A 23,668-nucleotide genomic window follows, 5' to 3' on the forward strand; every position below is an offset into this window, starting at 1 on the left:
TGCGATGAAGGCTTGTTGCAAGTCTTTTATCAGTTGCTAAGCCGCGTGCAACCCGGATGACATTTTCTTATAAAAAAGCATCAAAAATTCCGATGGCGTGATGGCCATATTCGCGTTAGCTTGCCGCGAATTCCCGGAGTCTCTGCTCATGTCTTTCCTGACAAATCTGACCTTCATTCCCGAATGGACCATCTTCGTCCAATTTGTGATCGCCACCGCAATTTTATCCATCACGCCCGGCCCGGACATGACGCTTTTTGTTGGTCGAGCTCTGTCAGAGGGAAAAGCTGCAGGCTTTGCCTGTCTGGCGGGTGCCAGCACAGGCATTATCATTCATACAAGCATGGTGGCTCTGGGCCTGTCGGCGCTGATTATAGCATCGCCCGCCGCCTTCACTGTGTTGAAAGCCGTTGGTGCGCTCTATCTGGTGTGGCTGGCTGTTCAGGCAATCCGCAAGGGGTCGGCATTTTCACCGGAAAAGAATGGCGGCAAGAAGCACACATTGTTTCAGAACTGGGCAACGGGACTGGGCATCAATCTGCTCAATCCGAAGATCATTCTCTTCAACATGACTTTTCTGCCGCAGTTTGTTTCCGCGCATGACCCACACGCCATGGGAAAACTGTTTTTTCTTGGCCTGTCGTTTATTCCGCTGGCGCTGCCTTTCACCATTCCGATGATTGTGGCAGCCGATAAATTCTCCGGTCTTCTCAAGAAGAATCCAACGGTCACGCGGATTGTAGACTGGCTTTTTGCGGGTGTTTTTTCGGCCTTTGCGCTCAAAATTCTGACAGCGCAGGCCAAGTAGGATTACTTCGCCGGGCGGGCTAAAAATCGTCCGGCATTACGACCGGCAATCAGCCAGTAGACAAAACCACCGACGACGCCTGAACAAGCGAAAGCGCCTGTCAGAAGCGCGATACTTGCGGCAATCTGCTGATCCGTGATTGCGAAAAGCGAACCTGTTCCCATTGCCAGCAACCCGATCACAAGGCCGCCGATACAATAAGGCAGCGATGATTTCCACCCGCGCGCTTCGGCTATCACAATCAGCACCAGTGCCGGGAAAAAGCTGAAGCCGCCTGCCATGAATGCCAGAACAGGTCCGCCGACGAGAACGGCTGCATAAAAGCCCATCATATCCCAGCTGTCACGAATTTCCGTAAAAATATCCTGAAAAAACGGGTCTGACATGGCATAGCCGAGTACATCGACCTGGCTATAAAGAATGGCCGCCAGAAAAAATCCTGCGGCCAGAACAGCGACACAATAGCCGAAAACAATGACAACAAACCGTGTGATGTAATCGAAAGTGTCGGTCAAACGGGTTTATCTCCGTAAATCATTCGCCGTGTCCGGCGATCATCATGGCTTCAAGCGCCAGCCGTTCGGTTTTGCGCATACGCTCTGATTCCGACTTCAGCTGACCACAGGCCGCCAGAATATCGCGACCGCGTGGTGTTCGGATCGGCGATGCGTAGCCCGCCGCATTCACATAATCGGCGAAGCGTTCGATATGTTCCCAATCCGAGCACTGGTAGTTGGTGCCGGGCCATGGGTTAAACGGGATCAGATTGATCTTGGCCGGAATGCCCTTGAGAAGCTTAACCAGCAGCTTGGCATCTTCCATGCTGTCATTGATGTCTTTGAGCATCACATATTCAAATGTAATGCGTTTTGCATTCGACAGGCCCGGATATTCGCGGCAAGCCTTGAGCAACTGCTCCAGCGGATATTTCTTGTTGATCGGCACCAGCAGGTCGCGCAACTCGTCGCGCACGGCATGGAGCGAAATTGCCAGCATCACGCCAATTTCTTCGCCAGTGCGATAGATTTCCGGCACAACGCCAGAGGTCGAAAGCGTGATACGACGCTTGGAAAGGGCAAGGCCATCGCCATCTGACGCGATCAGCAGAGCCTTTTTCACTTCTTCAAAATTATAAAGCGGCTCGCCCATGCCCATCATGACGATATTGGTAACCTTGCGGCCTTCCGCAGGCACGATGGCACCATCGGGTGTGTCGGTCTCCGGGAAATCCCCCAAACGATCACGCGCGGTCAGAAGCTGCGCCAGAATTTCTTCTGATGTCAGATTGCGCACCAGCTTCTGCGTGCCGGTATGGCAGAAGGAACAGGTTAGCGTGCACCCAACCTGTGAAGAAATGCAAAGCGTGCCGCGGCCTTCTTCCGGGATATAAACACATTCGATTTCGACAGGACGCCCGGCACCGCGTGGCGGAAAACGGAACAGCCACTTGCGCGTTCCGTCCTGCGAGATTTGCTCTTCAACCACTTCCGGGCGCGCAATGGTGAAATGCTGCGCCAGCAGCGCGCGCAGATCCTTGGAAATATTGCGCATATCGGCAAAGTCGGAAACGCCGCGCACGTAAAGCCAGTGCCAAAGCTGCGCAATGCGCATCTTCACCTGCTTTGGCAACACGCCAATCTTGATCAGTGCATCAGCCATTTCCTCACGCGACATGCCAATGAGCGAAGGCTTCTGTTCCATATTTGCGCGCACATGGCGGGCAAGCTGGTCGCGCGTATCATCAATGGTCAGGTCGAACGAAATGGACATATGTTTTCAACTGTTGAGGACGCCGCATAAAGCGCGCCGGTAAACACGATCTGTTGCATGGATATATGGGCTCGTTCATCTGAAATGCGAGCCTGTTGCGCGCGCTCATAGCACACAATATTCGATCCGTCATCCCGCAGTGTTTCGTGGGAGATATGCAGCGACGCGATATCGGATGATAAAAAGAAAAGCCGGAGCTTCGGCCCCGGCTTTTAAATCTGCTTGGACTGATTGGCTTATTTGCACTTCTGAATGGCTGCGAGTGCTGCCGAAATGCCTTTGAGCGAATAAGTATAACTGGTTTTGGTGCCGCGCTTGGACTGCGCCTGAACCTTCATGTCAGAACCGCCGCGCATGGCTGCGACCAGCTGTGGCTCTTCCGCGGCGTTTTCCATCCAGCCGGATTTGCCGTTGACGAACATGTTGAAGCTGCGATTGCCGACAGTAACCACAACCTTGGCGTTGGTATTGAGATCATAACCGGCCATGAACTGAGGTTCAAAGCTGATGTTCTGGCCCGGTTTCTGGCTCACGAGAAAGAAATTATCACCGTGATCGACATTGGCTGGGGCCTTTTGTGTCGGCACGGACAGGACATAGCAAACCTTGCCATTACCCGACTGGTAGCTATATGCGCCCCAGGCGTCGAACTGTTTAATCTGGGTCGGTGTCTGGGCCAGCGCTGCGCCAGCCATTGCAATCGTGAACACCGAAGCCGCGACGATCGATTTTCCAAGCATGGTTTTTTACCGGTTCTCTTTCGTTTGCTTCCAAGTCGAATATCGGGATGTCGTCGTTCAACACGCCGCCCCGCTTAGTGACCCTTAATGTGCCTTATTCTGGGTTACCAAACGGTGAAGTTTTGAAAGAAAACTTGAACGAGTGCACCAGGCTTTGAACCTTAGTCCCCACGATCCCGCTGCTCACTTCATCCAAAAGAAAGCGGCAAGAGTTTGTCGGCAGCAATCTATCCCATTGTATGGATGTGTAAATCCGTAACAAAGCTGTGAATGAGATCGGTCAGCTTCCGGTGATATCAGCTTCGTCGCGCATGGCTTCGCGCGCTGCGATACGGTGCGCAGGCGTTATATGCGTGCGCACGGCTGTGAGTGCTGCCATCAGCACCGCAACGTCATCGGTAAAGCCAATGCCAACAAGCATATCGGGAATAATATCGAAAGGCAGTACGAAATAGGCAAGAGCGGCCATCAACGTCATGCGCACACGCGTTGGCGTTTTTTCATCAAGCGCGCAATAATAAGCCGCCACGACTTCATCCATAAAAGGAACCATGCGACCGGCACGGCGTGCGGTTTTCCAGAAACCTTTTTTCACCCGTTCGCTGCGCCTTTGGTTCTGGCGATCATCACCGGGTTCAAGGATTTCATCGATCCTGGTGCTATCCATAGTCAATCAAACTCCTGTCATCCGCATCAGCCTGTGACTCCAACAAAATGGGGGTGCTGGGACGTCTTTTCAAGTTTTCGTGGTCTTCAGCCTGCAAGAACCGTCAGCTACACCAAACCTCCCAAATCACCAGAATATAGAGTCCTTCCCGTTGAGGGGCGTCCTACGATCTGGCTGAATGGAGATTTTTATGCACTTTACCGGCTATGGCGAAAATTTTGTACGTAGTGACCGGTCAACCCAGTTTTACCGTGGACATCAACTGGCTTTGGCGCAGGACATTGGCGATCAGATCACTGTCGATGTGAAAGACGGCGTTTGCTATGACATGACTGCCTATATGCGTTTTCTTCTGGGCGCCGGGATATCGCAGCATACATTGCGCGGCACATCCGGTCAGAACTGGATTCCGTTACTGAATTTCAAAGCGGGCGAATTGTGGAACGGTTATTCAGCGCTTCCCTATGGCCGGGCAATTGGATTTTACGACGTGAAAGCCGGCCACATTTTTCATTCCGCCATTTCTGTGGGGGATACCTTCATTCGAAGTATCAATGGCGGAGCGCTCGGTCAGGACTGGAGTGATCGTGTCGATCTGACGAAGGCTCTGCCTTATAATTTTAGAAACCGAGACGGAAGCTTCAATTATCAGAAAAAGATCATTATCGTTTATATTTCAAAGGTTTGATAGGATTAAGCGATTGCATTCATCATGCGTGCTAACTGGATGTCCAACTCTGTGATGCCGTTTTCGCTATGCGTTGAAAGCGTGACATCGACACGATTATAGACATTGAACCATTCGGGGTGGTGGTCAAGCTTTTCAGCATAAAGTGCTGCCCGGCTCATAAAGCCGAACGCTGCGTTAAAATCCTTGAATTGAAAACTTTTGCTGATCGCTTCACGGTCATCGACCTTCTGCCAGCCCTCAAGCTTGGCAAGTTCCTGTTTCAGTTCATCTTCATTGAGCCGGTTGCGTGTCATTGCCTTTTGCCTATGTTGTTGGCTATTCAGCTCTAACTTATCATAGCCGTGAGAGTTCCGTGATCCAATCAGCCCCAACCAGTATTTTGTTTGTCTGCGCAGGCAATATTTGTCGTTCGCCGCTTGCGGAAGGCGTGATGCGAGAGGTTCTGGCTGAGCGCCGCATTGATCATGTGTTGATCGATTCCGCAGGCACCAATGGCTACCATACCGGCGAAGAGCCGGATGATCGCTCGATCCGGGTTGCAGCCGGTCATGGACTCGATATTTCTGAGCAGCGCTGCCGTCAGCTCATTGCAAGCGACTTTACGCGGTTCGATCTCATTGTGGGTATGGATCGCTACAATATGCGCATGATCGCACAGCGAAAGCCTGTAAGCGCGAGCGCTCGTATCGGGTTGTTCACCGAAATTGCGCAAGGAAAAGCAGTTGAAATCCCCGACCCTTATTATGGCAATATCGGGGATTTCGAACAGGTTTACCGGATGGTTCTGGCCTCATCAAAGGCGCTGGCTGACCAGTTCTGGCGCGATGCGGGTACCAAAGGCCAGGCTTCCTCGACAACATAAGGTCCACCGCCGACAGAATCACGTGACGACATCAGCACGAAGCGCCCCACCTTGAACGGCATTGTCGAGAAGTTGCCGCGCGATGAGAGGTAATGCACGACATCCTCAATGCGCGGGTTTCTCAACCGTGCCAAAGTCACATGCGGTGTGAATTTGCGCGGATCAGCAGGAATGCGAAGCCGTTGGCAGATGCGTTCGATTTCGCCCTGAAGTGCGTTGAGTTCAGGCGAGGGAGATACGCCGGCATAGATGCTGTGCGGCTTCTTGGAGCCGAAAGCATCGACACCTGACAGGCTGAGCATGAATTCAGGGCGCCGCACGCGATCGAGTGCATTGGCAACCTCATCGGCCACATGGCCTTCCACATCTCCAATAAAACGCAGGGTTATGTGGTAGTTTTCGACATCAATCCAGCGTGCGCCGGGGAGGCCGCCTCGTAATAACGAGAGCGAAAGCGCGGCGTCGCGCGGGATTTCGAGGGCAGTAAAGAGACGCGGCATAAAGCATCCTCCTCGAACCATTCTGCACCAGAGCGTCGTGTGGCAAAAACCACGGAAGGACGCTCTGCGTTTAGAGTGCCTATGCATCAATCATCAGGAAAACGAATCTTCTTTACGAACCGATGCAACTTGCAGCGAATCATTCTTCGCCGTTTTGAGCAAGCTGTTTATGCTTCCGGTCTTTGTCAGCCGCCCGATGTCCCCGTCTTTTGTTTGGCTTTGAGGGTTTTCTCGATCACTGGCATGAAATGGCTGACCATTGTTTCAACGCCCTTTTCATTTGGGTGCATGCCATCTTCGAGCAGCAGATCCTTCTGGGTGGTGACACCATCAAGGAAGAACGGATAAAGTGGTACGCCATATTTCTGCGCGAGCTTTGGATAGATCGGGTTGAATTTGTCGGCATAATCCTTGCCCATATTGGGCGGAGCCATCATGCCCGCGAGAATGACCGAAATGCCGCGTGCCTTCAGACGCGAAAGCATTTCATCAAGATTTTTCTCTGTAATGTCCGGCGAAATACCGCGCAGCGCATCATTGGCACCCAGTTCCAGAATAACCAGATCGGTGCCATCGGGAATCGACCAGTCGATGCGCGCAAGCCCACCGGTTGTGGTGTCGCCCGAAACGCCTGCATTCTCGATACTGACTTCATAGCCCTTGTCGTCGAGTGCTTTTTCAAGCTGCTGCGGGAAGGCCGCATTGGACGGCAAAAGGTAGCCAGCCATCAAACTGTCGCCAAAACCGACAATCTTGACCTGTTCAAGCTGTTCGGTTGGCAATGCGTCTTCGAGGCCAGTTGGCTCTTCCTGAGCGCGTGCTCCTGTCGCAAGAAAAGATGCGGTCAGAGCAAAAATCGATAACCAAACCGTGATCGAGTGTTTGAAACGCATTGTTAGCGACCCATATCTAGCAAAGTGGGCAATCCGCCCGGATGATTCCTTCTCGCGCAAAACAAGTTCAATTTTGTGACGCGCTTTGACCCTGAATATGCATATAGGAAGAAAAAGGCGTGACGGAACAGGTAGCATCTTCAATTTCTGGCCCGATTATTGAACTTGAGAACGTTCATTTGACCCTCGGGCACGCTGCCTCGTCTGTGCATGTCCTCAAAGGCGTCTCGCTTTCCATTATGCAGGGCCGCTCTGTCGGCATTGTTGGGCCATCGGGTTCGGGCAAATCAACCCTGCTGATGGTGCTGGCGGGGCTCGAGCATGTCGATCAGGGCAGCGTGAAAATCGCAGGCGAGACGATTAGTCAGATGTCCGAAGATCAGGCCGCGGCTTTTCGCGGTGCCAATATCGGTATTGTCTTCCAGTCGTTCCATCTGATTCCCAATATGACGGCGCTTGAAAATGTCGCTGTTCCTCTTGAACTTGCCGGACGTAAAGATGCGTTTGAGGTTGCCGAACGCGAGCTTCGCGCTGTGGGGCTTGGCGAGCGCCTGACACATTATCCGTCGGAACTGTCGGGTGGTGAGCAGCAGCGCGTCGCCATTGCGCGTGCGCTTGCGCCAAGCCCGAAAATCCTCATTGCCGATGAACCGACCGGCAATCTCGACACGGCAACGGGTCGACAAATCACCGATCTTCTGTTTTCAAAGCAGCGTGAAAACGGCCTGACCATGGTGCTGGTAACACATGATCCATCGCTTGCTGCGCGCTGTGATCAGGAGATCCCGGTGCGTTCAGGCCGTATCGAAGAGCCTGCCCGAAAAGAGCCTGCGCTTGAAGAGGCGGTGGCAGGCGCATGAGTTTTTTAAAATCGTTTTCTCTCGCTCTGCTCTTCGCTTTGCGTGAAATGCGTGGTGGGTTATCCGGCTTCTATATCTTTCTCGCCTGTATCGCTTTGGGTGTTGCAGCCATTGGTGGCGTAAACTCAGTTGCGCGCTCGGTCAGTACCGGTATTGCAGCCGAAGGCCAGACTATACTTGGCGGCGATGTCAGTTTTGCGCTCAATCAGCGTGAGGCTAGCCCCGATGAACGTGCCTTTATCGAGCAGCAGGGACGCTTTGCCGAAAGCGCCACCATGCGCTCTATGGCGCGTTTGCCCGATGGGTCGGATCAGTCGCTCGTGGAAGTGAAGGCCGTGGACGCTGCTTATCCGCTCTATGGTGAGTTGAAAACACAGCCGCAGCTTTCGCTTAACGATATGACCAAAGAGCAGGACGGCGTTTACGGCGCGGCTGTCAGTCAGGATTTTCTCAATCGCATGGGCGTGTCGCTCGGCACGAAGGTGCTGCTCGGGTCTGAAACTTTTGAGCTGCGTGCGCTGATTGAAACCGAACCTGATCTTCTGTCATCGGGTTTTAATTTCGCGCCGCGTTTTCTCGTCTCGATAGACGGCTTACGTGCATCTGGCTTGATACAACCCGGAAGTCTTGTCGATCATATCTATAAGGTCGCATTGCCGGGTAGTGCATCTGATTCAGCAATCACGCAGTTGCGTGAACGCGCAACGAAGGACTTCCCCGATGCTGGCTGGAATATCCGCTCACGCAACAACGCAGCCCCCGCACTGACTGCCAATATTGAGCGCTTTTCGCAATTCCTCACGCTGGTCGGCCTGACGGCGCTGATTGTTGGCGGTGTTGGTGTTGCCAATGCCGTTCGCGCTTATCTCGACGGCAAGCGCGGGGTGATTGCGACGTTCAAATCATTGGGCGCGCCTGCACGCTTTGCGGTGCTGGTCTATCTTGTACAGATCATGGTGATCGGCCTGATTGGCATTGCCTTTGGACTGCTGCTGGCGGCCATTATGCCGTTTGCGGCTGCCGCAGCCCTTGCCAATTATCTGCCCGTTGCGGGTGGTGGCGGCTTTTTCCCTGATGCTCTGGCACTGGCGGCAGTGTTTGGCCTTATCACAACGCTGGCCTTTGCGATCATTCCGCTGGGGCGTGCACGCAACATCCCCGCCACTGCATTGTTTCGCGAGCAGGGTTTTGAGCAGCGCGGACTTCCGCCATTGCTTTATCTGGCTCTGGCTGTCCTGCTGATTGCGGCACTGGCCGGACTTGCGCTTTATGTGGCCTATGATCGGCGGATCGCAGGCGTTTTCATTGTTGCGGCGATTGCGGCTTTTGGTGTGCTGCGGCTTGTGGCAGACGGCATCCGCTGGCTGGCGCGCCGTGCGCCGCGTGTGCGTTCAACAGCTGTGCGTCTGGCAATTGGCAATATCTACCGCCCCGGCGCGCTGACGCCTTCGGTGGTTTTGTCGCTCGGTCTTGGCCTGACGCTGATGGTGGCTATTGCGCTTATTGATGGCAATCTGCGGCGTCAGATAACGGAGAATATTCCCGCACAAGCGCCGGACTTCTTCTTCGTCGATATTCAGAACAATGACATCGGTGATTTCACCAAACTTGTCAGCGGCATCGTGCCGGATGGCAAGCTCACTGCCGGGCCGATGCTGCGTGGTCGTATCGTTGCTTTCAACGGCACCAATGTGCGCGACATGACCATTCCGCCTGAGGCCGCATGGGTGTTGCGCGGAGACCGTGGCATTACTTTTGCGGACAAAGTTCCCGAAAATTCGACGCTGAGCGAAGGCGAGTGGTGGCCTGCTGACTATAAGGGCGAGCCTCTGGTCTCGTTTGCAGAGCGCGAGGGCAAAGAGCTGGGGCTCAAGATCGGCGATGTGGTCACCGTTAATGTGCTTGGCCGCAATATCAATGCCAAGATTGCAAGCTTCCGGCAGTTGCAATGGGAAACGCTGGCGATGAATTTCGTCATGGTTTTCTCGCCCAACACGTTTGCCGGTGCGCCTGCAACGTGGCTTGCAACGCTGACGATCCCAGAGAATCAGAAGAACTTGGCGCCGGATGTTTTGCGACAGGTCACAAAGACATGGCCGGCGGTAACAACCGTCAGCGTCACCGATGCGCTTGATGTGGCAAATGACCTGATTAGTCAGCTTGCAACGGCGATCCGAGCGGCAGCCTCTATTGCGCTTGCGGCATCGGTTTTGGTGCTGGGCGGCGCTTTGGCTGCTGGCAACCGTGCCCGTGTTCACGATGCGGTGGTGCTGAAAACGCTGGGTGCCACACGCGGCACGCTGATTACGGCTTATATCGTTGAATATATGCTGCTTGGTCTTGCAACCGCCGTGTTTGCGCTGGTCGCGGGCAGCGTTGCGGGTTGGTACGTCGTGGTTGAAGTTATGAAGCTTAAAGCGCAGTTCCTGCCGGATGTGGCTTTGATGACGATTGCCATCGCTCTTGTGCTGACAGTCGGATTCGGACTTGCCGGAACATGGCGTGTTCTGGGTCAGAAGCCTGCGAACGTGCTCCGAAACTTATGAAGCATTTGTAATGTTGTTGCATAAAATCGCGTAAGGTCTTGGATCTTATTGAAAATGCGGTCCATTTTAAAATGCTCTTATTATGATTTTTTACAGGGAGTACTTGTAGGATAGCTGCAAAATCCCCATAATAAGCGGAGGCATGCTGGGGTCCCGCCAGCGGCGCCTTGTGGCATCTTAAGCTTGAAGTATGCCCTGACACCGGACGGGACAAGGCAAGAGGAATTAAGTCATGGCTGACTATCGCAATATTCAGGCGCAGAGGCCCGTCGGCGGTGCACGCGTCGGTGCTGACATCGATCAGGGGCTGCGCAGCTATATGCTGGGCGTTTACAACATGATGGCTATCGGCTTGGTCGTTACCGGCCTTGCTGCTCTGGCTGTCTCATCGCTGGCAACAACAACAGACCCATCGGCTGCTGTTGCGCAGATGGCGAACGGCAAGATGCTCACTGCACTCGGTGCAGCCCTTTACACATCCCCGCTGCGCTGGGTTGTTATGCTTGCGCCGCTCGCAGCAGTCTTTTTCCTGAGCTTCCGCATTGAGCGTCTGTCGGTATCGACCGCCAATGCTGTGTTCTGGGGCTATGCGGCACTGGTTGGTCTGTCGCTGTCGTCGATCTTCCTGGTCTTTACCGGCCAGAGCATCGTTCGCACCTTCTTCGTGACGGCTGCCTCTTTCGGCGCGCTGTCGCTTTACGGCTACACCACCAAGCGTGATTTGTCCGCTATGGGGTCGTTCCTGATGATGGGTCTGTTTGGCCTGATCATCGCTTCGGTTGTTAACATCTTCCTCGGCTCCACCGCGCTGCAGTTTGCAATCTCGGTGATCGGCGTGCTGATCTTCGCAGGTCTGACCGCCTATGACACGCAGTCGATCAAGGAAATGTATTTTGAAGGTGATTCGGCCGATTCGCAGGGCCGTAAAGTTGTTATGGGCGCGCTGCGTCTGTACCTCGACTTCATCAACATGTTCATGTTCCTGCTTCAGTTCATGGGCAACCGCGACTGATCAGTCTGGAATAGAATGAATGCGAAAGGGCAGCGGAAACGTTGCCCTTTTTGCTTTTCAAAAAGACTTCTTCGGGGCATGTTGAGCGGGTAATTTCAAACAGAGTCCTGGCTTTCGCTATGCCCTTCATTCGAGACTTTCAGCCCACCGATATGGCAACCATTACCGCGATCTACACGGAAGCGGTGTTAAACGGCTCCGGCTCCTATGAGATTGAGCCGCCTACGCTTGATGAGATGAAGCGGCGCTTCGACACTTTCGTCGATCAGGGTTTTCCGATTCTTGTTGCGGAAGAGCATGGCCGGGTGCTGGGCTATGCCTATATCAGCTATTTCCGCACAAGGCCTGCCTATCGCTGGCTTGCAGAAGACTCGATCTATATCGCACCCGATGCGAAGGGAAAGGGCCTTGGTAAGCTGCTGCTTGGAGAATTGATAAAGCGCGCGACCGCGCTTGGCTTCCGGCAACTGCTGGCGGTGGTGGGCGATGGTGAGCACAATATCGGCTCGGTGAAGCTGCATGAAAGCCTCGGCTTCATCCATTGCGGGCGTATTCAGGGTTCCGGTTTCAAGCATGGCCGCTGGCTTGACACCGTGCTGATGCAGTTGCCGCTTAATGGCGGTTGCACGGTTGATCCCGGCGCCATGCCACTGACTTAAGTCATCGCTTATTTATCGACCAGCTTGAGGCTCTTGTCGAAAACGCGCAGCACACGCTCAAGCTCGTGCCCGCGCTTCATGATAAGGCCGGTTGCGGCAATGACAGAATAGGCGCCCTGCCTATTTGCGAGCTTTGGATTTTTCTCAATGCGAAAAAGCGGCACTTCGCTTGCCCGACGGAAAATCGAAAAAACAGCCCTGTCTGTGAGATGGTCAATCGCATAATCCCGCCAAACGCCTGTTGCGACCATGCGGCCATAAATATTCAGGATTTTGCCAAGCTCATGCCTGTCAAAGCTGACGGTGGTTGGAGCAGTTTTTATATGCCCCACAGGGGCAATGTTTCGGATGGACGAAGAGTTGGGAAGTGAATGGGACGCTGCCGCATTCTCATTTGCAGCGCTTTGTTTATCCATGGTTTTCCTTTCGACGCTGGATGGTTAGCCAAGGAAATGTGCAAGTCGCAATTATCTTGCCGCATAAGCCCATGGTGATGGTTTTGTTAAATCTTTGCAAGGTTGTGATTGGCGCTGGTGATCGCGCGCAAATTGATCTATAAAAAATCAATCCCAATTAGTTGTATATTAGCTGGTCACGAAAAAAGAACGTCTGTTCTGAATGGTGATGATTGGCCACATTTTGGCCTTGTTAACTTCGCATTCCGGCCTGATTGTGCGGCCTATATTAGCGTGTTGCCTGAGACGGTTCGGTTCGGGTTTGTCCGACCCCAAGCCCCCCGCCCAAAGGACTGCTCGAACCGAACCAGCTCACACGCGATCAGCCTCCCAGGCAAATGTGAAACTTCCAAAAAATTATCGAAAACAGGCCGTCAAAGACGTGATCCTGATAGCGTTTGGCGCATTAAAGGCTAAGTGGGCTTCTTTGCTTGAATATGGCCGCGCCATGGATTGGGCCAAGCGCATTGGCGCTGTTGCTTTCCTGCAAAATGATTGCGCAGCCGTTTACGTCCTTGCGCTTGAGCTCTGAGGCAGGCAGCTCGATTTTCATAGCTTCACCGTCCCACATGCCGATCGTGTCAGTGTCCATCACCGTATTGCGGTACGTGACTGACTGGCCGGCATTCTCGCCCCGGTCGATCGGGATCGTGACTGCATCGCGCAAATAGAACATCACCACATGCACCGGACTTTTCGGCTTTTCACCTTTGGCGATCTCGATGGACAGACGTCCGTCATCCAGCTTACGGATCGAAACGGGCACGTTAAGTTTGTTTGCAGCAATATGTTGTTTTACGGCCTCAGCATCGCGACCATTCACTTCAGACGTGCCATTGACGATGGCCTGCGGCGTATACAGCATCTTGGCATTAAACGAATTGCGATAGGCGTTCTGGCGGTCCGTGTTGTCCTGCGATGCAAGCGTATCGTGCCAGCCCATATAGTCCCAGTAATTGACGTGGAATGACAGCGCCAACACGTTCGGGTCATCGGCATATTTCGCCAGATTCTTATCGGCTTGCGGGCAGGATTTGCAGCCTTGGCTGGTATAAAGCTCAATCACCGATGTGCGCGTGCTGCTGGATTCAGCGTTCGCCACGCCATGCATGGACAAACTACCCGTAAACGCCAAACCCAGAGCAGCACAAACACAGCGCAGACCGGGAGCATATTCGCCGGAAAATCGTGTACATGTCCCATTGAAAGGGGAGTGGAAGGTCACTTTGGTTTCATCCTGCAATCAACGCATTTCCAGAAAAACGAAAACGGTTTTGAATGGTTCAATGCGTATATAATTAGCTCTGACATATATTATGTAGGAATTGGCATGATCAATAGGAAGTCACGTTGCAGTGAGTTTCATGTGGGTACTGTTTCTTTTATCCCACGCTTGGCGTGACCTGCGATAAAAGGATGGTGCGCCAGAAAATCCATAGGGACGGGACTGATCGAATATGCGGTTGAGCCTAAGAGAAAGAGCCATCGCTATTTGCGATGAAAAGATAGCCAAAAAGGGCGAGACGGTTGGCATCTCTTTTTACGCGTTCTTTGCCAATAAGAATTCTGACCCCGAATTGCTTATGGAAGCTGCTCAGTGGTGGATTAAAACCCACACGCTTGATCATTTTGAGAAAGCAGTAAAAATCAGGGATATGATCCGTTCGGGCTTATAAACCAAAAAGCCGCCGGATTTCTCCGGCGGCCTTTTAATTTTGATGCTGTACTGATTAAGCAGCCAGATCGCGCAGAACGGTCTGCAGAATGCCGCCGTTCTTCATGTAGTCGAGCTCATCCAGTGTATCGATACGGCAGATGAGTGGAACCTTCTTCACGCTGCCATCGGCATAAGTGATGGAAGCTTCGACCTTCTGGCGTGGGCGCACATCGGCAAGGCCTTCGATGGAGACGATTTCATCGCCCTTAAGACCGAGTGTCTGCCAGCTTGTGCCTTCCTCGAAGACGAAAGGCACAATGCCCATGCCAACGAGGTTGGAGCGGTGAATACGCTCAAACGACTGCGCAATCACAGCCTTGACGCCGAGCAGATTGGTGCCCTTTGCAGCCCAGTCACGCGACGAGCCATTGCCATATTCGACGCCGGCAAAGATGACGAGCGGAACGCCCTCTGCCTTATATTCCATAGCGGCGTCGTAGATCGACATTTCTTCCTTCGACGGATAGTGAATGGTGTAACCACCTTCACGACCGTTTTCGCCCAGCATGTGATTGCGAATACGGATATTTGCAAACGTGCCGCGCATCATCACTTCATGGTTGCCGCGACGTGTGCCGTACTGGTTGAAGTCGGCAATGCCGACGCCATGGTCAAGCAGATACTTGCCAGCAGGTGACTGCGCCTTGATGGAACCGGCAGGTGAAATATGGTCGGTTGTGATCTTGTCGCCGAAGAGACCAAGCACACGCGCGCCTTTGACATCAGAAATCGTGCCAGCCGACTTGCCCATGCCCACAAAGTAAGGCGGGTTCTGCACATAGGTCGAATTGTCGTCCCATGCATAGGTCTGACCAGCAGGAACCTGAACGGCCTGCCAGTTTTCGTCGCCCTTAAACACATCCGCATATTTCTCGGAGAAGATTTTGCGGGTGACATTCTTGGCGATGAAGTCCTGAATTTCCGCCGATGAAGGCCAGATATCGCGCAGGAATACCGGATTGCCATCTTGATCTTCGCCAAGCGGCTCTGTTGTCAGATCCTTGGTAACCGTACCGGCAAGCGCGTGAGCAACAACCAATGGCGGCGAAGCCAGGTAGTTTGCCTGAACGTCCGGCGAAACACGGCCTTCAAAGTTACGGTTACCGGAAAGAACGGCAGCCGCAATCAGACCCTTTTCATTGATGGTCTTGGAGATCGGCGCAGGCAATGGACCGGAATTGCCGATACAGGTCGTGCAGCCGAAGCCAACGAGGTTGAAGCCGAGTGCATCAAGATCCTTCTGGAGGCCAGCGGATTCAAGATAAGCGGCCACAACCTGAGAACCGGGTGCGAGCGAGGTCTTGACCCATGGCTTGGTCTTGAGACCCTTGGCAACCGCATTGCGCGCCAGAAGACCGGCAGCAATCAGCACGCTTGGGTTGGAGGTGTTGGTGCAGGACGTGATTGCGGCAATCGCCACATCGCCATGACCAAGATCATAGTCTTCACCTTCAACGGCATAACGTGTGGTCTGGCCGGTGGTCTTCTTGTACTCGGTTTCAAGCGAGGTTGCGAAGCCCGATGCAATGTTTTCCAGCGCAATGCGGCCTTCAGGACGCTTTGGACCAGCCATCGATGGAACAACGTCACTCATGTCGAGTTCGAGAATGTCGGTAAAGACTGGGTCTTCCGATCCAGCTTCACGCCACATGCCCTGAGCACGCGAATAAGCTTCCACGAGCGCGAGACGGTCTTCTGCACGACCGGTCGTGTTCATGTAGTTGAGCGTTTCCTTGTCGATCGGGAAGAAGCCGCAGGTTGCGCCATATTCCGGGCCCATATTGGCAATGGTCGCACGGTCGGCAAGCGTCATGTTTTCGAGGCCTTCGCCGAAGAATTCGACGAATTTGCCGACAACGCCCTTCTTGCGCAGCATCTGTGTGACGGTGAGCACGAGATCGGTTGCGGTCACGCCTTCCTTGACTTTGCCTGTCAGGCGGAAGCCGATGACTTCTGGCAAAAGCATGGAAACGGGCTGGCCGAGCATGGCAGCTTCCGCTTCAATACCGCCAACACCCCAGCCAAGAACGCCAAGGCCATTGACCATGGTGGTGTGGGAATCGGTGCCAACGCAGGTATCAGGATAGGCAACGGTTTCGCCGTCTTCTTCCTTGGTCCAGACGGCCTGTGCCAGATATTCAAGATTGACCTGATGGCAGATGCCGGTGCCCGGAGGAACAACCCGGAAGTTCTTGAATGCCTGCTGGCCCCATTTGAGGAAGCGGTAGCGTTCGCCATTGCGCGCATATTCGAGGTCCACATTGGCCTTGAAAGCATTTGGATTGCCGAACTCATCGACGATCACCGAGTGGTCGATGACGAGATCGACAGGAACCAGCGGATTGATCTTTTCAGGATCGCCGCCCAGCGCCTTCAGACCATCGCGCATGGCTGCAAGGTCAACAACGGCTGGAACGCCGGTGAAGTCCTGCATCAGCACACGGGCCGGGCGATAAGCGATTTCAGCGCCTGCCGAGCCGCGATCATTGAGCCACTTTGCAACAGCTTCGATGTCCGACTTCTTGACAGAGCGGTCGTCTTCGAAGCGGAGCAGGTTCTCAAGGAGAACCTTCATGGAGAAAGGAAGCTTGGATATGCCCGTCAAGCCGTTCTTTTCGGCTTCGGTCAGGCTGTAATAGACATAATCCTTACCGCCAACGGTAAGGGTTTTGCGGCATTTAAAGCTGTCGATGTGCGACACTTCATTCGTCCTTTATGCTACTGGCCGGAAAACCAGGACGAACGCCTAGGCTAGCGTTTCAAGGACGCGCCAAGGTGCGGGTGCAGTCATTTCCGCTGTCCGTCCCGAAACTTGTATAATAGGTTACAAGTGTTTGAGATCGGCCAAAATTCGTTTCCACACCGACCGCTGGCATGGTAGCCCTCATATAGAGAGTTTCCTAAAACGATTCCAGACTGAATTTCGTGAATTTGCCCCCTTGCGGCGAAATGTTGCGATAGCCCCTTTTAGACGTTGCCAGAAGGGGCTGAGGAGAGAGAATGCGGCTCAAAGCCGAAAATCTGGCAGGTGAGCGCGCGGGCGAGACGATCTTCGCAGGCCTTTCATTTGACTTGTCGTCGGGTGAAGCACTTATTGTCACCGGCCCGAACGGCTCTGGAAAGTCGACATTGCTGCGAATCATCTGTGGTCTTCTGGCGCCGGAAAACGGCACCATTGCGCTCTACGAAGACACTGTTTCGATGCCAGTGCGCGCTGCTTGCCATTATCTTGGCCATCTCAATGCAATGAAGCCCGCTTTGAGCGTGCGCGAGAATCTTTTATTCTGGCAAAAGTTCAATGGTGCTGCACGCTTCGATATTGAAGAGGCACTGGAGGCGGTTGATCTGCCGGGCGTTGACCATCTGCCTTTTGGCTATCTGTCAACCGGGCAGAAGCGCCGTGTTTCCATTGCCAAACTGCTGATCAGTCATCGCCCGGTCTGGATTGTCGATGAGCCGACCGCCGGTCTCGACAAGGCATCCGAGGCGCGCTTTGCAGAACTGATGCGCGATCACAGGCGTGAGGGCGGCATGGTCATTGCCGCAACGCATATTCCGCTTGGTCTGACGGGGATCAAATCGCTCGATATGGCCGCCTATGCGCCCGAGGTGGCGTGATGGGAGCACTGTTTATCAGAGATTTGCGTTTGGGTTTTCGTGCCGGTGGCGGCGCACTGATCGGGATTTTGTTCTTTCTGGCTGTCATTTCAGTGATGCCGTTTGGCGTCGGCCCTGATCTTAATCTGCTCTCGCGCATTGGTCCGGCCATGTTATGGATCGGCGCTTTGCTGGCAACACTTCTCGGCCTCGACCGGCTGTTTCAGGCGGACCGAGAAGATGGCTCGCTTGATCTGCTGCTGATTGGTGCAGACCGCCATATGCTGGCTTTTACAGTCTTTGTGAAATGTCTTGCCCATTGGGTGGCGAGCGTTTTGCCGCTGGTCATTGCGTCACCCATGTTGGGGCTGTTCATGAATATGGATATGACCGCAACCGCTGCAACTGCGCTGACACTTCTGGTCGGAACGCCAGCCATTGCTTTCATCGGCGCAGTCGGTGCGGCATTGGCGGTGGCGCTTCCGCGCGGTGGCTTGCTGGTTTCGGTGATCGTGCTGCCGCTGACCATTCCGGTGCTGATTTTCGGTGTCTCGGCTTCATATGGCGCGACCGATGCTGTGGCCCCATTCTTTGCGCCGTTTCTGATTCTGTGTGCGCTGACTTTGTTTTTTGCTGTTTTAGGGCCGTTGGCAGCTGCTGCATCTTTAAAAAGTTCGGCGGATTGAGCATGATCCCGAAAAGTGGGAACCGGTTTTCGGATAAGATCATGCTCGAAAATAATGTGATCCCGAAAAGTGGGAATCGGTTTTCGGATAAGATCAGGCTCGGCGGATTGACGCAGTTGATTACGGTCAATTGAACGGCATATCGCGTCAGGTATAAGTATAGGCCATGACGAATGACACGATGAAAACCCAAAGCTGGCTCGATCTGGCAAACCCGACCCGCTTTCTCGCTTTTGCGGGTAAGGTTCTGCCGTGGCTTGGAGGCTTTGCCGGGCTGTTTCTGGCAGCCGGGCTTTATATGGTTTTTCTGTCGCCGGATGATTATCAGCAGGGTTTGACTGTCCGCATCATGTATATCCATGTGCCTTTCGCCTGGCTTTCGATGATGTGCTATTCGATCATGGCAATCTCGGCCCTGGGGACGCTGGTCTGGCGCCATCCGCTGGCGGATGTCTCAATCCGCGCAGCGGCTCCCTTGGGCGCGGTGTTCACAGCGCTTGCACTTGCAACCGGCTCGCTCTGGGGCAAGCCGATGTGGGGCACATGGTGGGTGTGGGATGCGCGATTAACTTCCGTGTTCGTGCTGTTTCTGATGTATCTCGGCATTATTGCGCTGTCGCGCGCCATGGATGATCCGGCCAAAAGTGCAAAGTCCGTCGCCGTCCTCACACTGGTTGGTTTTATCAATATTCCGATTATCAAATTCTCGGTCGACTGGTGGAACACATTGCATCAACCCGCTTCGGTTTTCCGCATGGATGGTCCGACGATTGACGGCTCTATGCTGCGGCCGCTTTTTGTGATGGCGATCGGCTTCACGCTGCTGTTTCTCACATTGCACATGATGGCGATGCGCAATGAAATCTGGCGTCGTCGCGTGGCTATGATGAAAAAGCTTGCAGCCCGCAATGCAGATCGCAGCCGTATGAAAAAAGTGCGTGTGGAAGCACAGGAGGCAACGCAATGAGCCATTTCGCTTATGTGGCGATCTCCTATGGCATCGCCGCCGCAACCCTCGCCATCACGATTGGCTGGATACTGATCGATCATCGCATTCAGAAAAATGAGATCAAACGGCTTGAAGCGCAAGGCGTGCGCCGCCGCTCGGCAAAGAGTTCTGCGCAATGAGTGAAGCCGATACCGCTAAAAAGCCCCGCATATTGGTGGCGCTGCTGCCTTTGCTGATCTTCGTTGGCCTTGCCGCGATCTTTGCCGTGCAGCTTTTATCCGGCAAAGACAATACGACCATTCCTTCGGCCTTGATTGGCAGACAGGCACCGCCAACCAATCTTCCGCCCGTCGAAGGCCTCCTGCGCGATGGTGCGCCCGTGCCGGGGCTCAACAGCGAAGATTTCAAGGGTAAGCTGACGCTGGTGAATGTCTGGGGATCATGGTGCGTACCATGCCGTCAAGAGCATCCGCTTTTGATGGAAATCGCCAAGGACAAGCGCATTCGTGTGGTTGGCCTCAATTACAAGGACCAACCCGAAAACGCCCGCCGTTTTCTTGGCGATCTCGGCAATCCCTTTGCTGCCGTGGGCGCAGACCGCGCGGGACGCTCCGCCATTGAATGGGGGGTCTACGGCGTGCCGGAAACCTTCCTCGTCGATGCAGACGGTAAGATCGTTTACAAGCATGTCGGGCCGTTTACGCCGGAGTCGGTCAAGAACGATTTGATGCCTGTGATAACCGGCGCGATTGGCGACCTGTGAGCGGGCTTCCTCATCTGCTTTGGGTGTTAAGACCTCAGAATTGATTCACGATCAGGACGACGATCAAACAGACAATTGCGCCTGCAAAGAGCGACAGAAACATTGTTATCCAGAACAGAATGAGTAGCCAGATCGCTCGCAATGGCCTGCGTGTTTTTAGCAAATAAAGCAGTTGCGCGACCGGAAGGAGCAAAACGCCGACAAACAATAACCCTCGAGAGGGAAGTGCGTGGCCATTGATCTGTGCATCGGAATTAAGTGCATGAAGCGATGCTATGAGAAGTGCAATTGACGAGGCGAAAAAGGCCAGATCTCTAAACCTTTCGCTAGGACCAAGTATGCCGCCTAGATAAAACGATACAGCGCCCACTATAAAAGGGATAATAAATACTGCGCACAAAAGCGCCTTGTTGGCTTTAAAATTTTCCCGCACCACTAAATATGCCCCGTAGAATTAAGTGATTCTTCAGTGGATGATATAGCGTGAGAATTGTTTACAGGTTCAAGGAAAAAAGGCGGCTCGTTTTGAATTAGAGCGGGTTTCAATTTGATTGGGTCAGATCGGCGCGTCTCAAAGTATTTGTTTTAAAGCGCATCCCGAGAGCCATTTCATGCTTTTCGGGATGCGCTCTGATTGCAGACGGAACATCTATATTTTTAATTTCCGTTCTTCACTCGTCTCAATCCGGCAATTTCCGCACCGCGCCCTTGGCAGCACTCGTTGCCATGGAAGCGTAAGCTTTGAGCGCGGTTGAAACCTTGCGCTTGCGCTCTTCAAGCGGCTTCCAGCCGGATGCATCCTGCTCGGCGCGGCGTTCCGCCAGCGTTGCATCATCAACAGCCAGATGGATTTTGCGGTTTGGAATGTCGATTTCGATAATATCGCCTTCGCGCACCAGACCGATCGTGCCGCCTTCGGCTGCTTCCGGCGAAACGTGACCAATCGAAAGACCCGAAGAGCCGCCCGAAAAACGTCCGTCAGTGACCAGCGCGCAAGCCTTACCGAGACCCTTCGATTTCAGGTAGCTGGTTGGGTAGAGCATTTCCTGCATACCCGGACCGCCGCGCGGACCTTCATAGCGGATCAGCACAATGTCGCCAGCCTTGATCTTGCCGTTCAGGATACCGAGCACGGCAGAATCCTGGCTTTCGAAGATGCGGGCAGGGCCGGAGAATTTCAGAATGGAATCATCCACGCCTGCCGTCTTCACGATGCAGCCGTCTTCAGCCAGATTGCCGTAAAGCACGGCCAGACCGCCATCCTGACTAAACGCATGTTCTTTCGAACGGATAACGCCCGTTTCACGGTTCGTATCAACGCTGTCAAAGCGGCGTTCCTGGCTGAATGCAACCTGTGTCGGCACGCCGCCGGGGGCCGCCGAATAGAACTTGTGCACCATTTCACTGTTGGTGCGCGTCACGTCCCAATGATCGAGCGCCTTGCCCATGGTTTCACTATGGATGGTCGGCAGATCGGTATTGATCAGCCCTGCCTTGTCGAGCTGGCCGAGAATGCCCATAATGCCGCCTGCACGGTGCACATCTTCCATGTGAACTGTATTGTTGGCAGGCGCGACCTTACAAAGAACCGGCACGCGGCGCGACAGACGGTCAATATCGGCCATGGTGAAGTCGATTTCGGCTTCCTGTGCAGCCGCCAGAAGATGAAGGACCGTATTGGTCGATCCGCCCATGGCAATATCAAGCGTCATGGCGTTTTCAAAAGCCGGGACGCTTGCAATCGAACGCGGCAGGACGCTGTCGTCGTTCTGCTCATAATAACGGCGCGCGAGATCGACAACCAGATGACCGGCTTCCACAAACAGGCGCTTGCGGTCGGCATGGGTTGCGAGCGTCGAACCATTGCCCGGCAGCGACAGGCCAAGCGCTTCTGTGAGGCAGTTCATCGAATTGGCGGTGAACATGCCCGAGCATGAGCCACACGTTGGGCAGGCAGAGCGCTCAATCGCCTTGACCTGATCGTCGGTATAGTGGTCATCGGCGGCAGCAACCATGGCGTCCACGAGGTCGAGCTTCTTGACCTGATCGTCCCACACGACCTTGCCAGCTTCCATCGGACCGCCGGAAACGAAAACGACCGGAATATTGAGGCGCAGCGAGGCCATCAGCATGCCGGGCGTGATCTTGTCGCAGTTGGAAATGCACACCATCGCATCGGCACAATGGGCATTGACCATATATTCCACCGAGTCGGCGATCAGCTCGCGCGATGGCAGCGAATAGAGCATGCCGTCATGACCCATGGCGATGCCGTCATCGACCGCAATGGTATTGAATTCTTTCGCAACGCCACCAGCGCTTTCGATTTCACGGGCAACCAGCTGGCCCAAATCTTTCAGATGCACATGGCCCGGCACGAACTGGGTGAACGAGTTCACCACGGCAATGATTGGCTTGCCAAAATCCTCATCCTTCATGCCGGTGGCGCGCCATAGGCCGCGCGCGCCAGCCATATTGCGGCCGTGGGTGGTAGTACGCGAACGATAAGGAGGCATTTTCAAACCTTTTAGGAACTGTTCTAATTTGGTCGTCGGTATGCCAGAATCACCCGCTCTACGCAAAGCGCAAATTGCCCCAGCGCCTGCACTGGTGCGCTATTTTCAAGCACATCGCATTCAGCGGAAATGTTCAGGCGTGCAATCATAATTGCCGACACCGACCGCCCCAACTTAGCATATTGTTGATATAATGCAAAAGATTTTACGCTTTAAACGTAAGGAAATTTCTTAAACGCCGCTCGTTGCTTCCGCCAAGGCGCTGTCAATCAACGCATTGACGGTTTTCATGCACTGCTTTGAAAAACGTGCAGGTCAAAAAGAGCCGATGTTTTCGCTCTAAATGAGCCGGGCGTCGAGACAGGAGAGGCGAAACTAAAACCGCTGAAAAAAACGGCCAAAGCGACATGCGCAGAGTCGGTGCGCGTGATTGTGGTTGTCGCTTGGGCTTTCGTTTCTCTCAGCACGGTTGCAAAGTCGGGAAAACCGTGTCGCATCGTCAGCGCTGCATCACTTCGGAAGAAAATGCGTAGGCCAGCGTCCTCGTCAGCACGTAGGGCGGCACGGGTTTTCGAAACACCGGCACATCAGGATAGCGCGCAGCAAGATGCGTGGGCAATCCTCCACCTGTATGAACCACGACAAAAACGTTGCGGCTCTTTAGTCTGTCCAGAATAGGCTCCAAATCACCATCCGCAAGGTTGACGTCGAGAATGGCGGCGTCCACTTCCTGCTTATTGATGAGGTCTATGGCTTGTTTTACGGTGCCCACAGGGCCGATAACAGTGCCCTGGGCATCTTCCACAGTGGCGGCAACGTCGAGAGCGACGAAAATTTCGTCCTCCACGACCAGTACCCGCCTATGTTCAAGATTATCCATGATCTTTCCACTGTCGCTATCGATTTCTGTTTGCTCTAAACCCAGTGTGGGTTGTCGCAGAGTCAATGCTCAGGCACACAAAGAGGTTCCCTGAAGG

The 23,668-nt window shown here is 53.8% G+C and carries 26 protein-coding genes; 13 read left to right on the plus strand and 13 right to left on the minus strand.

Annotated features, from left to right (window positions below; translation table 11 throughout):
• Positions 1–148: 148 nt before the first annotated feature.
• A complete protein-coding gene (locus tag ABE527_RS01035) occupies positions 149–808 on the plus strand; it encodes a LysE family translocator (RefSeq protein ID WP_265982654.1) in 660 nt (219 codons plus the stop codon).
• Positions 809–810: 2 nt separating this feature from the next.
• Here the strand turns inward: ABE527_RS01035 and ABE527_RS01040 are convergent, their stop codons facing one another.
• From ABE527_RS01040 to ABE527_RS01055, 4 genes are all read right to left on the minus strand, one after another.
• Positions 811–1,323, minus strand: a complete 513-nt coding sequence (locus ABE527_RS01040; RefSeq protein WP_499695835.1) for a hypothetical protein — start codon at positions 1,321–1,323, stop codon at positions 811–813.
• A gap of 19 nt (positions 1,324–1,342) precedes the next feature.
• Positions 1,343–2,578 carry a dual-specificity RNA methyltransferase RlmN gene (gene rlmN, locus ABE527_RS01045; RefSeq protein ID WP_265982656.1) on the minus strand — a complete coding sequence of 412 codons (1,236 nt, stop codon included), beginning with the start codon at positions 2,576–2,578 and terminating at the stop codon, positions 1,343–1,345.
• A 236-nt stretch (positions 2,579–2,814) separates the two neighbouring features.
• Positions 2,815–3,318, minus strand: coding sequence for an invasion associated locus B family protein (locus tag ABE527_RS01050; RefSeq protein ID WP_265982657.1), 504 nt, complete (start codon positions 3,316–3,318; stop codon positions 2,815–2,817).
• A gap of 280 nt (positions 3,319–3,598) precedes the next feature.
• Positions 3,599–3,985, minus strand: coding sequence for a YkvA family protein (locus ABE527_RS01055; protein ID WP_265982658.1), 387 nt, complete (start codon positions 3,983–3,985; stop codon positions 3,599–3,601).
• Between the two features lie 190 nt (positions 3,986–4,175).
• Here ABE527_RS01055 and ABE527_RS01060 point away from each other — a divergent pair, with 190 nt between their 5' ends.
• A complete protein-coding gene (locus tag ABE527_RS01060; protein WP_499695836.1) occupies positions 4,176–4,673 on the plus strand; it encodes a hypothetical protein in 498 nt (165 codons plus the stop codon).
• Positions 4,674–4,678: 5 nt separating this feature from the next.
• Here the strand turns inward: ABE527_RS01060 and ABE527_RS01065 are convergent, their stop codons facing one another.
• On the minus strand, positions 4,679–4,969 hold the full coding sequence (locus ABE527_RS01065) for a 4a-hydroxytetrahydrobiopterin dehydratase (RefSeq protein WP_499695837.1): 291 nt from the start codon (positions 4,967–4,969) through the stop codon (positions 4,679–4,681).
• A gap of 59 nt (positions 4,970–5,028) precedes the next feature.
• Between ABE527_RS01065 and ABE527_RS01070 the strand changes: the two genes are divergently transcribed.
• Positions 5,029–5,538, plus strand: a complete 510-nt coding sequence (locus tag ABE527_RS01070; protein ID WP_499695838.1) for a low molecular weight protein-tyrosine-phosphatase — start codon at positions 5,029–5,031, stop codon at positions 5,536–5,538.
• Here ABE527_RS01070 and thpR read toward each other — a convergent pair.
• Together thpR and ABE527_RS01080 are read right to left on the minus strand one after the other, a co-directional pair.
• Positions 5,448–6,038: an RNA 2',3'-cyclic phosphodiesterase gene (gene thpR / locus ABE527_RS01075; RefSeq protein ID WP_265982662.1), complete on the minus strand. Its 591-nt coding sequence runs from the start codon at positions 6,036–6,038 to the stop codon at positions 5,448–5,450. The two genes, ABE527_RS01070 and thpR, sit on opposite strands and share 91 nt — an antisense overlap.
• Positions 6,039–6,223: 185 nt before the next feature.
• Positions 6,224–6,931, minus strand: a complete 708-nt coding sequence (locus tag ABE527_RS01080) for an arylesterase (protein WP_265982663.1) — start codon at positions 6,929–6,931, stop codon at positions 6,224–6,226.
• A 119-nt stretch (positions 6,932–7,050) separates the two neighbouring features.
• On the opposite strand from ABE527_RS01080, the gene ABE527_RS01085 reads away from it, so the two are divergent.
• From ABE527_RS01085 to ABE527_RS01100, 4 genes are all read left to right on the plus strand, one after another.
• On the plus strand, positions 7,051–7,791 hold the full coding sequence (locus ABE527_RS01085) for an ABC transporter ATP-binding protein (protein ID WP_265982664.1): 741 nt from the start codon (positions 7,051–7,053) through the stop codon (positions 7,789–7,791).
• Entirely contained in the window at positions 7,788–10,337 is a 2,550-nt protein-coding gene (locus ABE527_RS01090) for an ABC transporter permease (protein ID WP_499695839.1), read from the plus strand. Before ABE527_RS01085 ends, ABE527_RS01090 begins: the two co-directional genes overlap by 4 nt.
• A 232-nt stretch (positions 10,338–10,569) precedes the next feature.
• The gene (locus ABE527_RS01095; protein WP_265982666.1) at positions 10,570–11,349 is read left to right on the plus strand and encodes a Bax inhibitor-1/YccA family protein; all 780 of its coding nucleotides are present in this window, start codon (positions 10,570–10,572) and stop codon (positions 11,347–11,349) included.
• Positions 11,350–11,468: 119 nt separating this feature from the next.
• Complete coding sequence (locus ABE527_RS01100) at positions 11,469–12,008, plus strand: GNAT family N-acetyltransferase (RefSeq protein WP_499693289.1); 540 nt, start codon at positions 11,469–11,471, stop codon at positions 12,006–12,008.
• 8 nt (positions 12,009–12,016) lie between these two features.
• Here the strand turns inward: ABE527_RS01100 and ABE527_RS01105 are convergent, their stop codons facing one another.
• Both ABE527_RS01105 and ABE527_RS01110 read right to left on the minus strand, forming a co-directional pair.
• The gene (locus ABE527_RS01105) at positions 12,017–12,424 is read right to left on the minus strand and encodes a DUF2794 domain-containing protein (protein ID WP_499695840.1); all 408 of its coding nucleotides are present in this window, start codon (positions 12,422–12,424) and stop codon (positions 12,017–12,019) included.
• A gap of 445 nt (positions 12,425–12,869) precedes the next feature.
• On the minus strand, positions 12,870–13,604 hold the full coding sequence (locus ABE527_RS01110) for a DUF1223 domain-containing protein (protein ID WP_265983816.1): 735 nt from the start codon (positions 13,602–13,604) through the stop codon (positions 12,870–12,872).
• 316 nt (positions 13,605–13,920) lie between these two features.
• Between ABE527_RS01110 and ABE527_RS01115 the strand changes: the two genes are divergently transcribed.
• Positions 13,921–14,139 carry a DUF6500 family protein gene (locus ABE527_RS01115; protein WP_499693291.1) on the plus strand — a complete coding sequence of 73 codons (219 nt, stop codon included), beginning with the start codon at positions 13,921–13,923 and terminating at the stop codon, positions 14,137–14,139.
• A 54-nt stretch (positions 14,140–14,193) separates the two neighbouring features.
• Here ABE527_RS01115 and acnA read toward each other — a convergent pair whose 3' ends face one another.
• Positions 14,194–16,881 carry an aconitate hydratase AcnA gene (acnA, locus tag ABE527_RS01120; protein ID WP_265982670.1) on the minus strand — a complete coding sequence of 896 codons (2,688 nt, stop codon included), beginning with the start codon at positions 16,879–16,881 and terminating at the stop codon, positions 14,194–14,196.
• Positions 16,882–17,180: 299 nt separating this feature from the next.
• Between acnA and ccmA the strand changes: the two genes are divergently transcribed.
• From ccmA to ABE527_RS01145, 5 genes are all read left to right on the plus strand, one after another.
• The gene (gene ccmA, locus ABE527_RS01125) at positions 17,181–17,798 is read left to right on the plus strand and encodes a heme ABC exporter ATP-binding protein CcmA (protein WP_265982671.1); all 618 of its coding nucleotides are present in this window, start codon (positions 17,181–17,183) and stop codon (positions 17,796–17,798) included.
• Complete coding sequence (gene ccmB / locus ABE527_RS01130) at positions 17,798–18,463, plus strand: heme exporter protein CcmB (protein ID WP_265982672.1); 666 nt, start codon at positions 17,798–17,800, stop codon at positions 18,461–18,463. Before ccmA ends, ccmB begins: the two co-directional genes overlap by 1 nt.
• 166 nt (positions 18,464–18,629) lie before the next feature.
• A complete protein-coding gene (locus tag ABE527_RS01135; RefSeq protein WP_499695841.1) occupies positions 18,630–19,430 on the plus strand; it encodes a heme ABC transporter permease in 801 nt (266 codons plus the stop codon).
• A complete protein-coding gene (gene ccmD, locus ABE527_RS01140; protein WP_499695842.1) occupies positions 19,427–19,591 on the plus strand; it encodes a heme exporter protein CcmD in 165 nt (54 codons plus the stop codon). Before ABE527_RS01135 ends, ccmD begins: the two co-directional genes overlap by 4 nt.
• Positions 19,588–20,175, plus strand: coding sequence for a DsbE family thiol:disulfide interchange protein (locus tag ABE527_RS01145; protein ID WP_499695843.1), 588 nt, complete (start codon positions 19,588–19,590; stop codon positions 20,173–20,175). Before ccmD ends, ABE527_RS01145 begins: the two co-directional genes overlap by 4 nt.
• 34 nt (positions 20,176–20,209) lie before the next feature.
• Here the strand turns inward: ABE527_RS01145 and ABE527_RS01150 are convergent, their stop codons facing one another.
• The 3 genes from ABE527_RS01150 to ABE527_RS01160 form a co-directional block, all read right to left on the minus strand.
• Positions 20,210–20,611, minus strand: a complete 402-nt coding sequence (locus ABE527_RS01150) for a hypothetical protein (RefSeq protein ID WP_499695844.1) — start codon at positions 20,609–20,611, stop codon at positions 20,210–20,212.
• Positions 20,612–20,855: 244 nt separating this feature from the next.
• A complete protein-coding gene (gene ilvD / locus ABE527_RS01155) occupies positions 20,856–22,691 on the minus strand; it encodes a dihydroxy-acid dehydratase (RefSeq protein WP_499695845.1) in 1,836 nt (611 codons plus the stop codon).
• Between the two features lie 499 nt (positions 22,692–23,190).
• Positions 23,191–23,571, minus strand: a complete 381-nt coding sequence (locus ABE527_RS01160; RefSeq protein WP_265982678.1) for a response regulator — start codon at positions 23,569–23,571, stop codon at positions 23,191–23,193.
• Positions 23,572–23,668 lie beyond the last annotated feature (97 nt).

This window comes from Brucella sp. TWI432 (genome assembly GCF_039674445.1).
Classification (GTDB): Bacteria; Pseudomonadota; Alphaproteobacteria; order Rhizobiales; family Rhizobiaceae; genus Brucella; species Brucella chromiisoli.

Coding starts and splice junctions, on each gene's coding strand:
- ABE527_RS01035 (WP_265982654.1), top strand. CDS start 149: ATGTCTTTCCTGACAAATCTGACCTTCATTCCCGAATGGACCATCTTC.
- rlmN (WP_265982656.1), bottom strand. CDS start 2,578: ATGTCCATTTCGTTCGACCTGACCATTGATGATACGCGCGACCAGCTT.
- ABE527_RS01050 (WP_265982657.1), bottom strand. CDS start 3,318: ATGCTTGGAAAATCGATCGTCGCGGCTTCGGTGTTCACGATTGCAATG.
- ABE527_RS01055 (WP_265982658.1), bottom strand. CDS start 3,985: ATGGATAGCACCAGGATCGATGAAATCCTTGAACCCGGTGATGATCGC.
- ABE527_RS01060 (WP_499695836.1), top strand. CDS start 4,176: ATGCACTTTACCGGCTATGGCGAAAATTTTGTACGTAGTGACCGGTCA.
- ABE527_RS01065 (WP_499695837.1), bottom strand. CDS start 4,969: ATGACACGCAACCGGCTCAATGAAGATGAACTGAAACAGGAACTTGCC.
- thpR (WP_265982662.1), bottom strand. CDS start 6,038: ATGCCGCGTCTCTTTACTGCCCTCGAAATCCCGCGCGACGCCGCGCTT.
- ABE527_RS01080 (WP_265982663.1), bottom strand. CDS start 6,931: ATGCGTTTCAAACACTCGATCACGGTTTGGTTATCGATTTTTGCTCTG.
- ABE527_RS01090 (WP_499695839.1), top strand. CDS start 7,788: ATGAGTTTTTTAAAATCGTTTTCTCTCGCTCTGCTCTTCGCTTTGCGT.
- ABE527_RS01095 (WP_265982666.1), top strand. CDS start 10,570: ATGGCTGACTATCGCAATATTCAGGCGCAGAGGCCCGTCGGCGGTGCA.
- ABE527_RS01100 (WP_499693289.1), top strand. CDS start 11,469: ATGCCCTTCATTCGAGACTTTCAGCCCACCGATATGGCAACCATTACC.
- ABE527_RS01105 (WP_499695840.1), bottom strand. CDS start 12,424: ATGGATAAACAAAGCGCTGCAAATGAGAATGCGGCAGCGTCCCATTCA.
- ABE527_RS01115 (WP_499693291.1), top strand. CDS start 13,921: ATGCGGTTGAGCCTAAGAGAAAGAGCCATCGCTATTTGCGATGAAAAG.
- ccmA (WP_265982671.1), top strand. CDS start 17,181: ATGCGGCTCAAAGCCGAAAATCTGGCAGGTGAGCGCGCGGGCGAGACG.
- ccmB (WP_265982672.1), top strand. CDS start 17,798: ATGGGAGCACTGTTTATCAGAGATTTGCGTTTGGGTTTTCGTGCCGGT.
- ABE527_RS01135 (WP_499695841.1), top strand. CDS start 18,630: ATGACGAATGACACGATGAAAACCCAAAGCTGGCTCGATCTGGCAAAC.
- ccmD (WP_499695842.1), top strand. CDS start 19,427: ATGAGCCATTTCGCTTATGTGGCGATCTCCTATGGCATCGCCGCCGCA.
- ABE527_RS01145 (WP_499695843.1), top strand. CDS start 19,588: ATGAGTGAAGCCGATACCGCTAAAAAGCCCCGCATATTGGTGGCGCTG.
- ilvD (WP_499695845.1), bottom strand. CDS start 22,691: ATGCCTCCTTATCGTTCGCGTACTACCACCCACGGCCGCAATATGGCT.
- ABE527_RS01160 (WP_265982678.1), bottom strand. CDS start 23,571: ATGGATAATCTTGAACATAGGCGGGTACTGGTCGTGGAGGACGAAATT.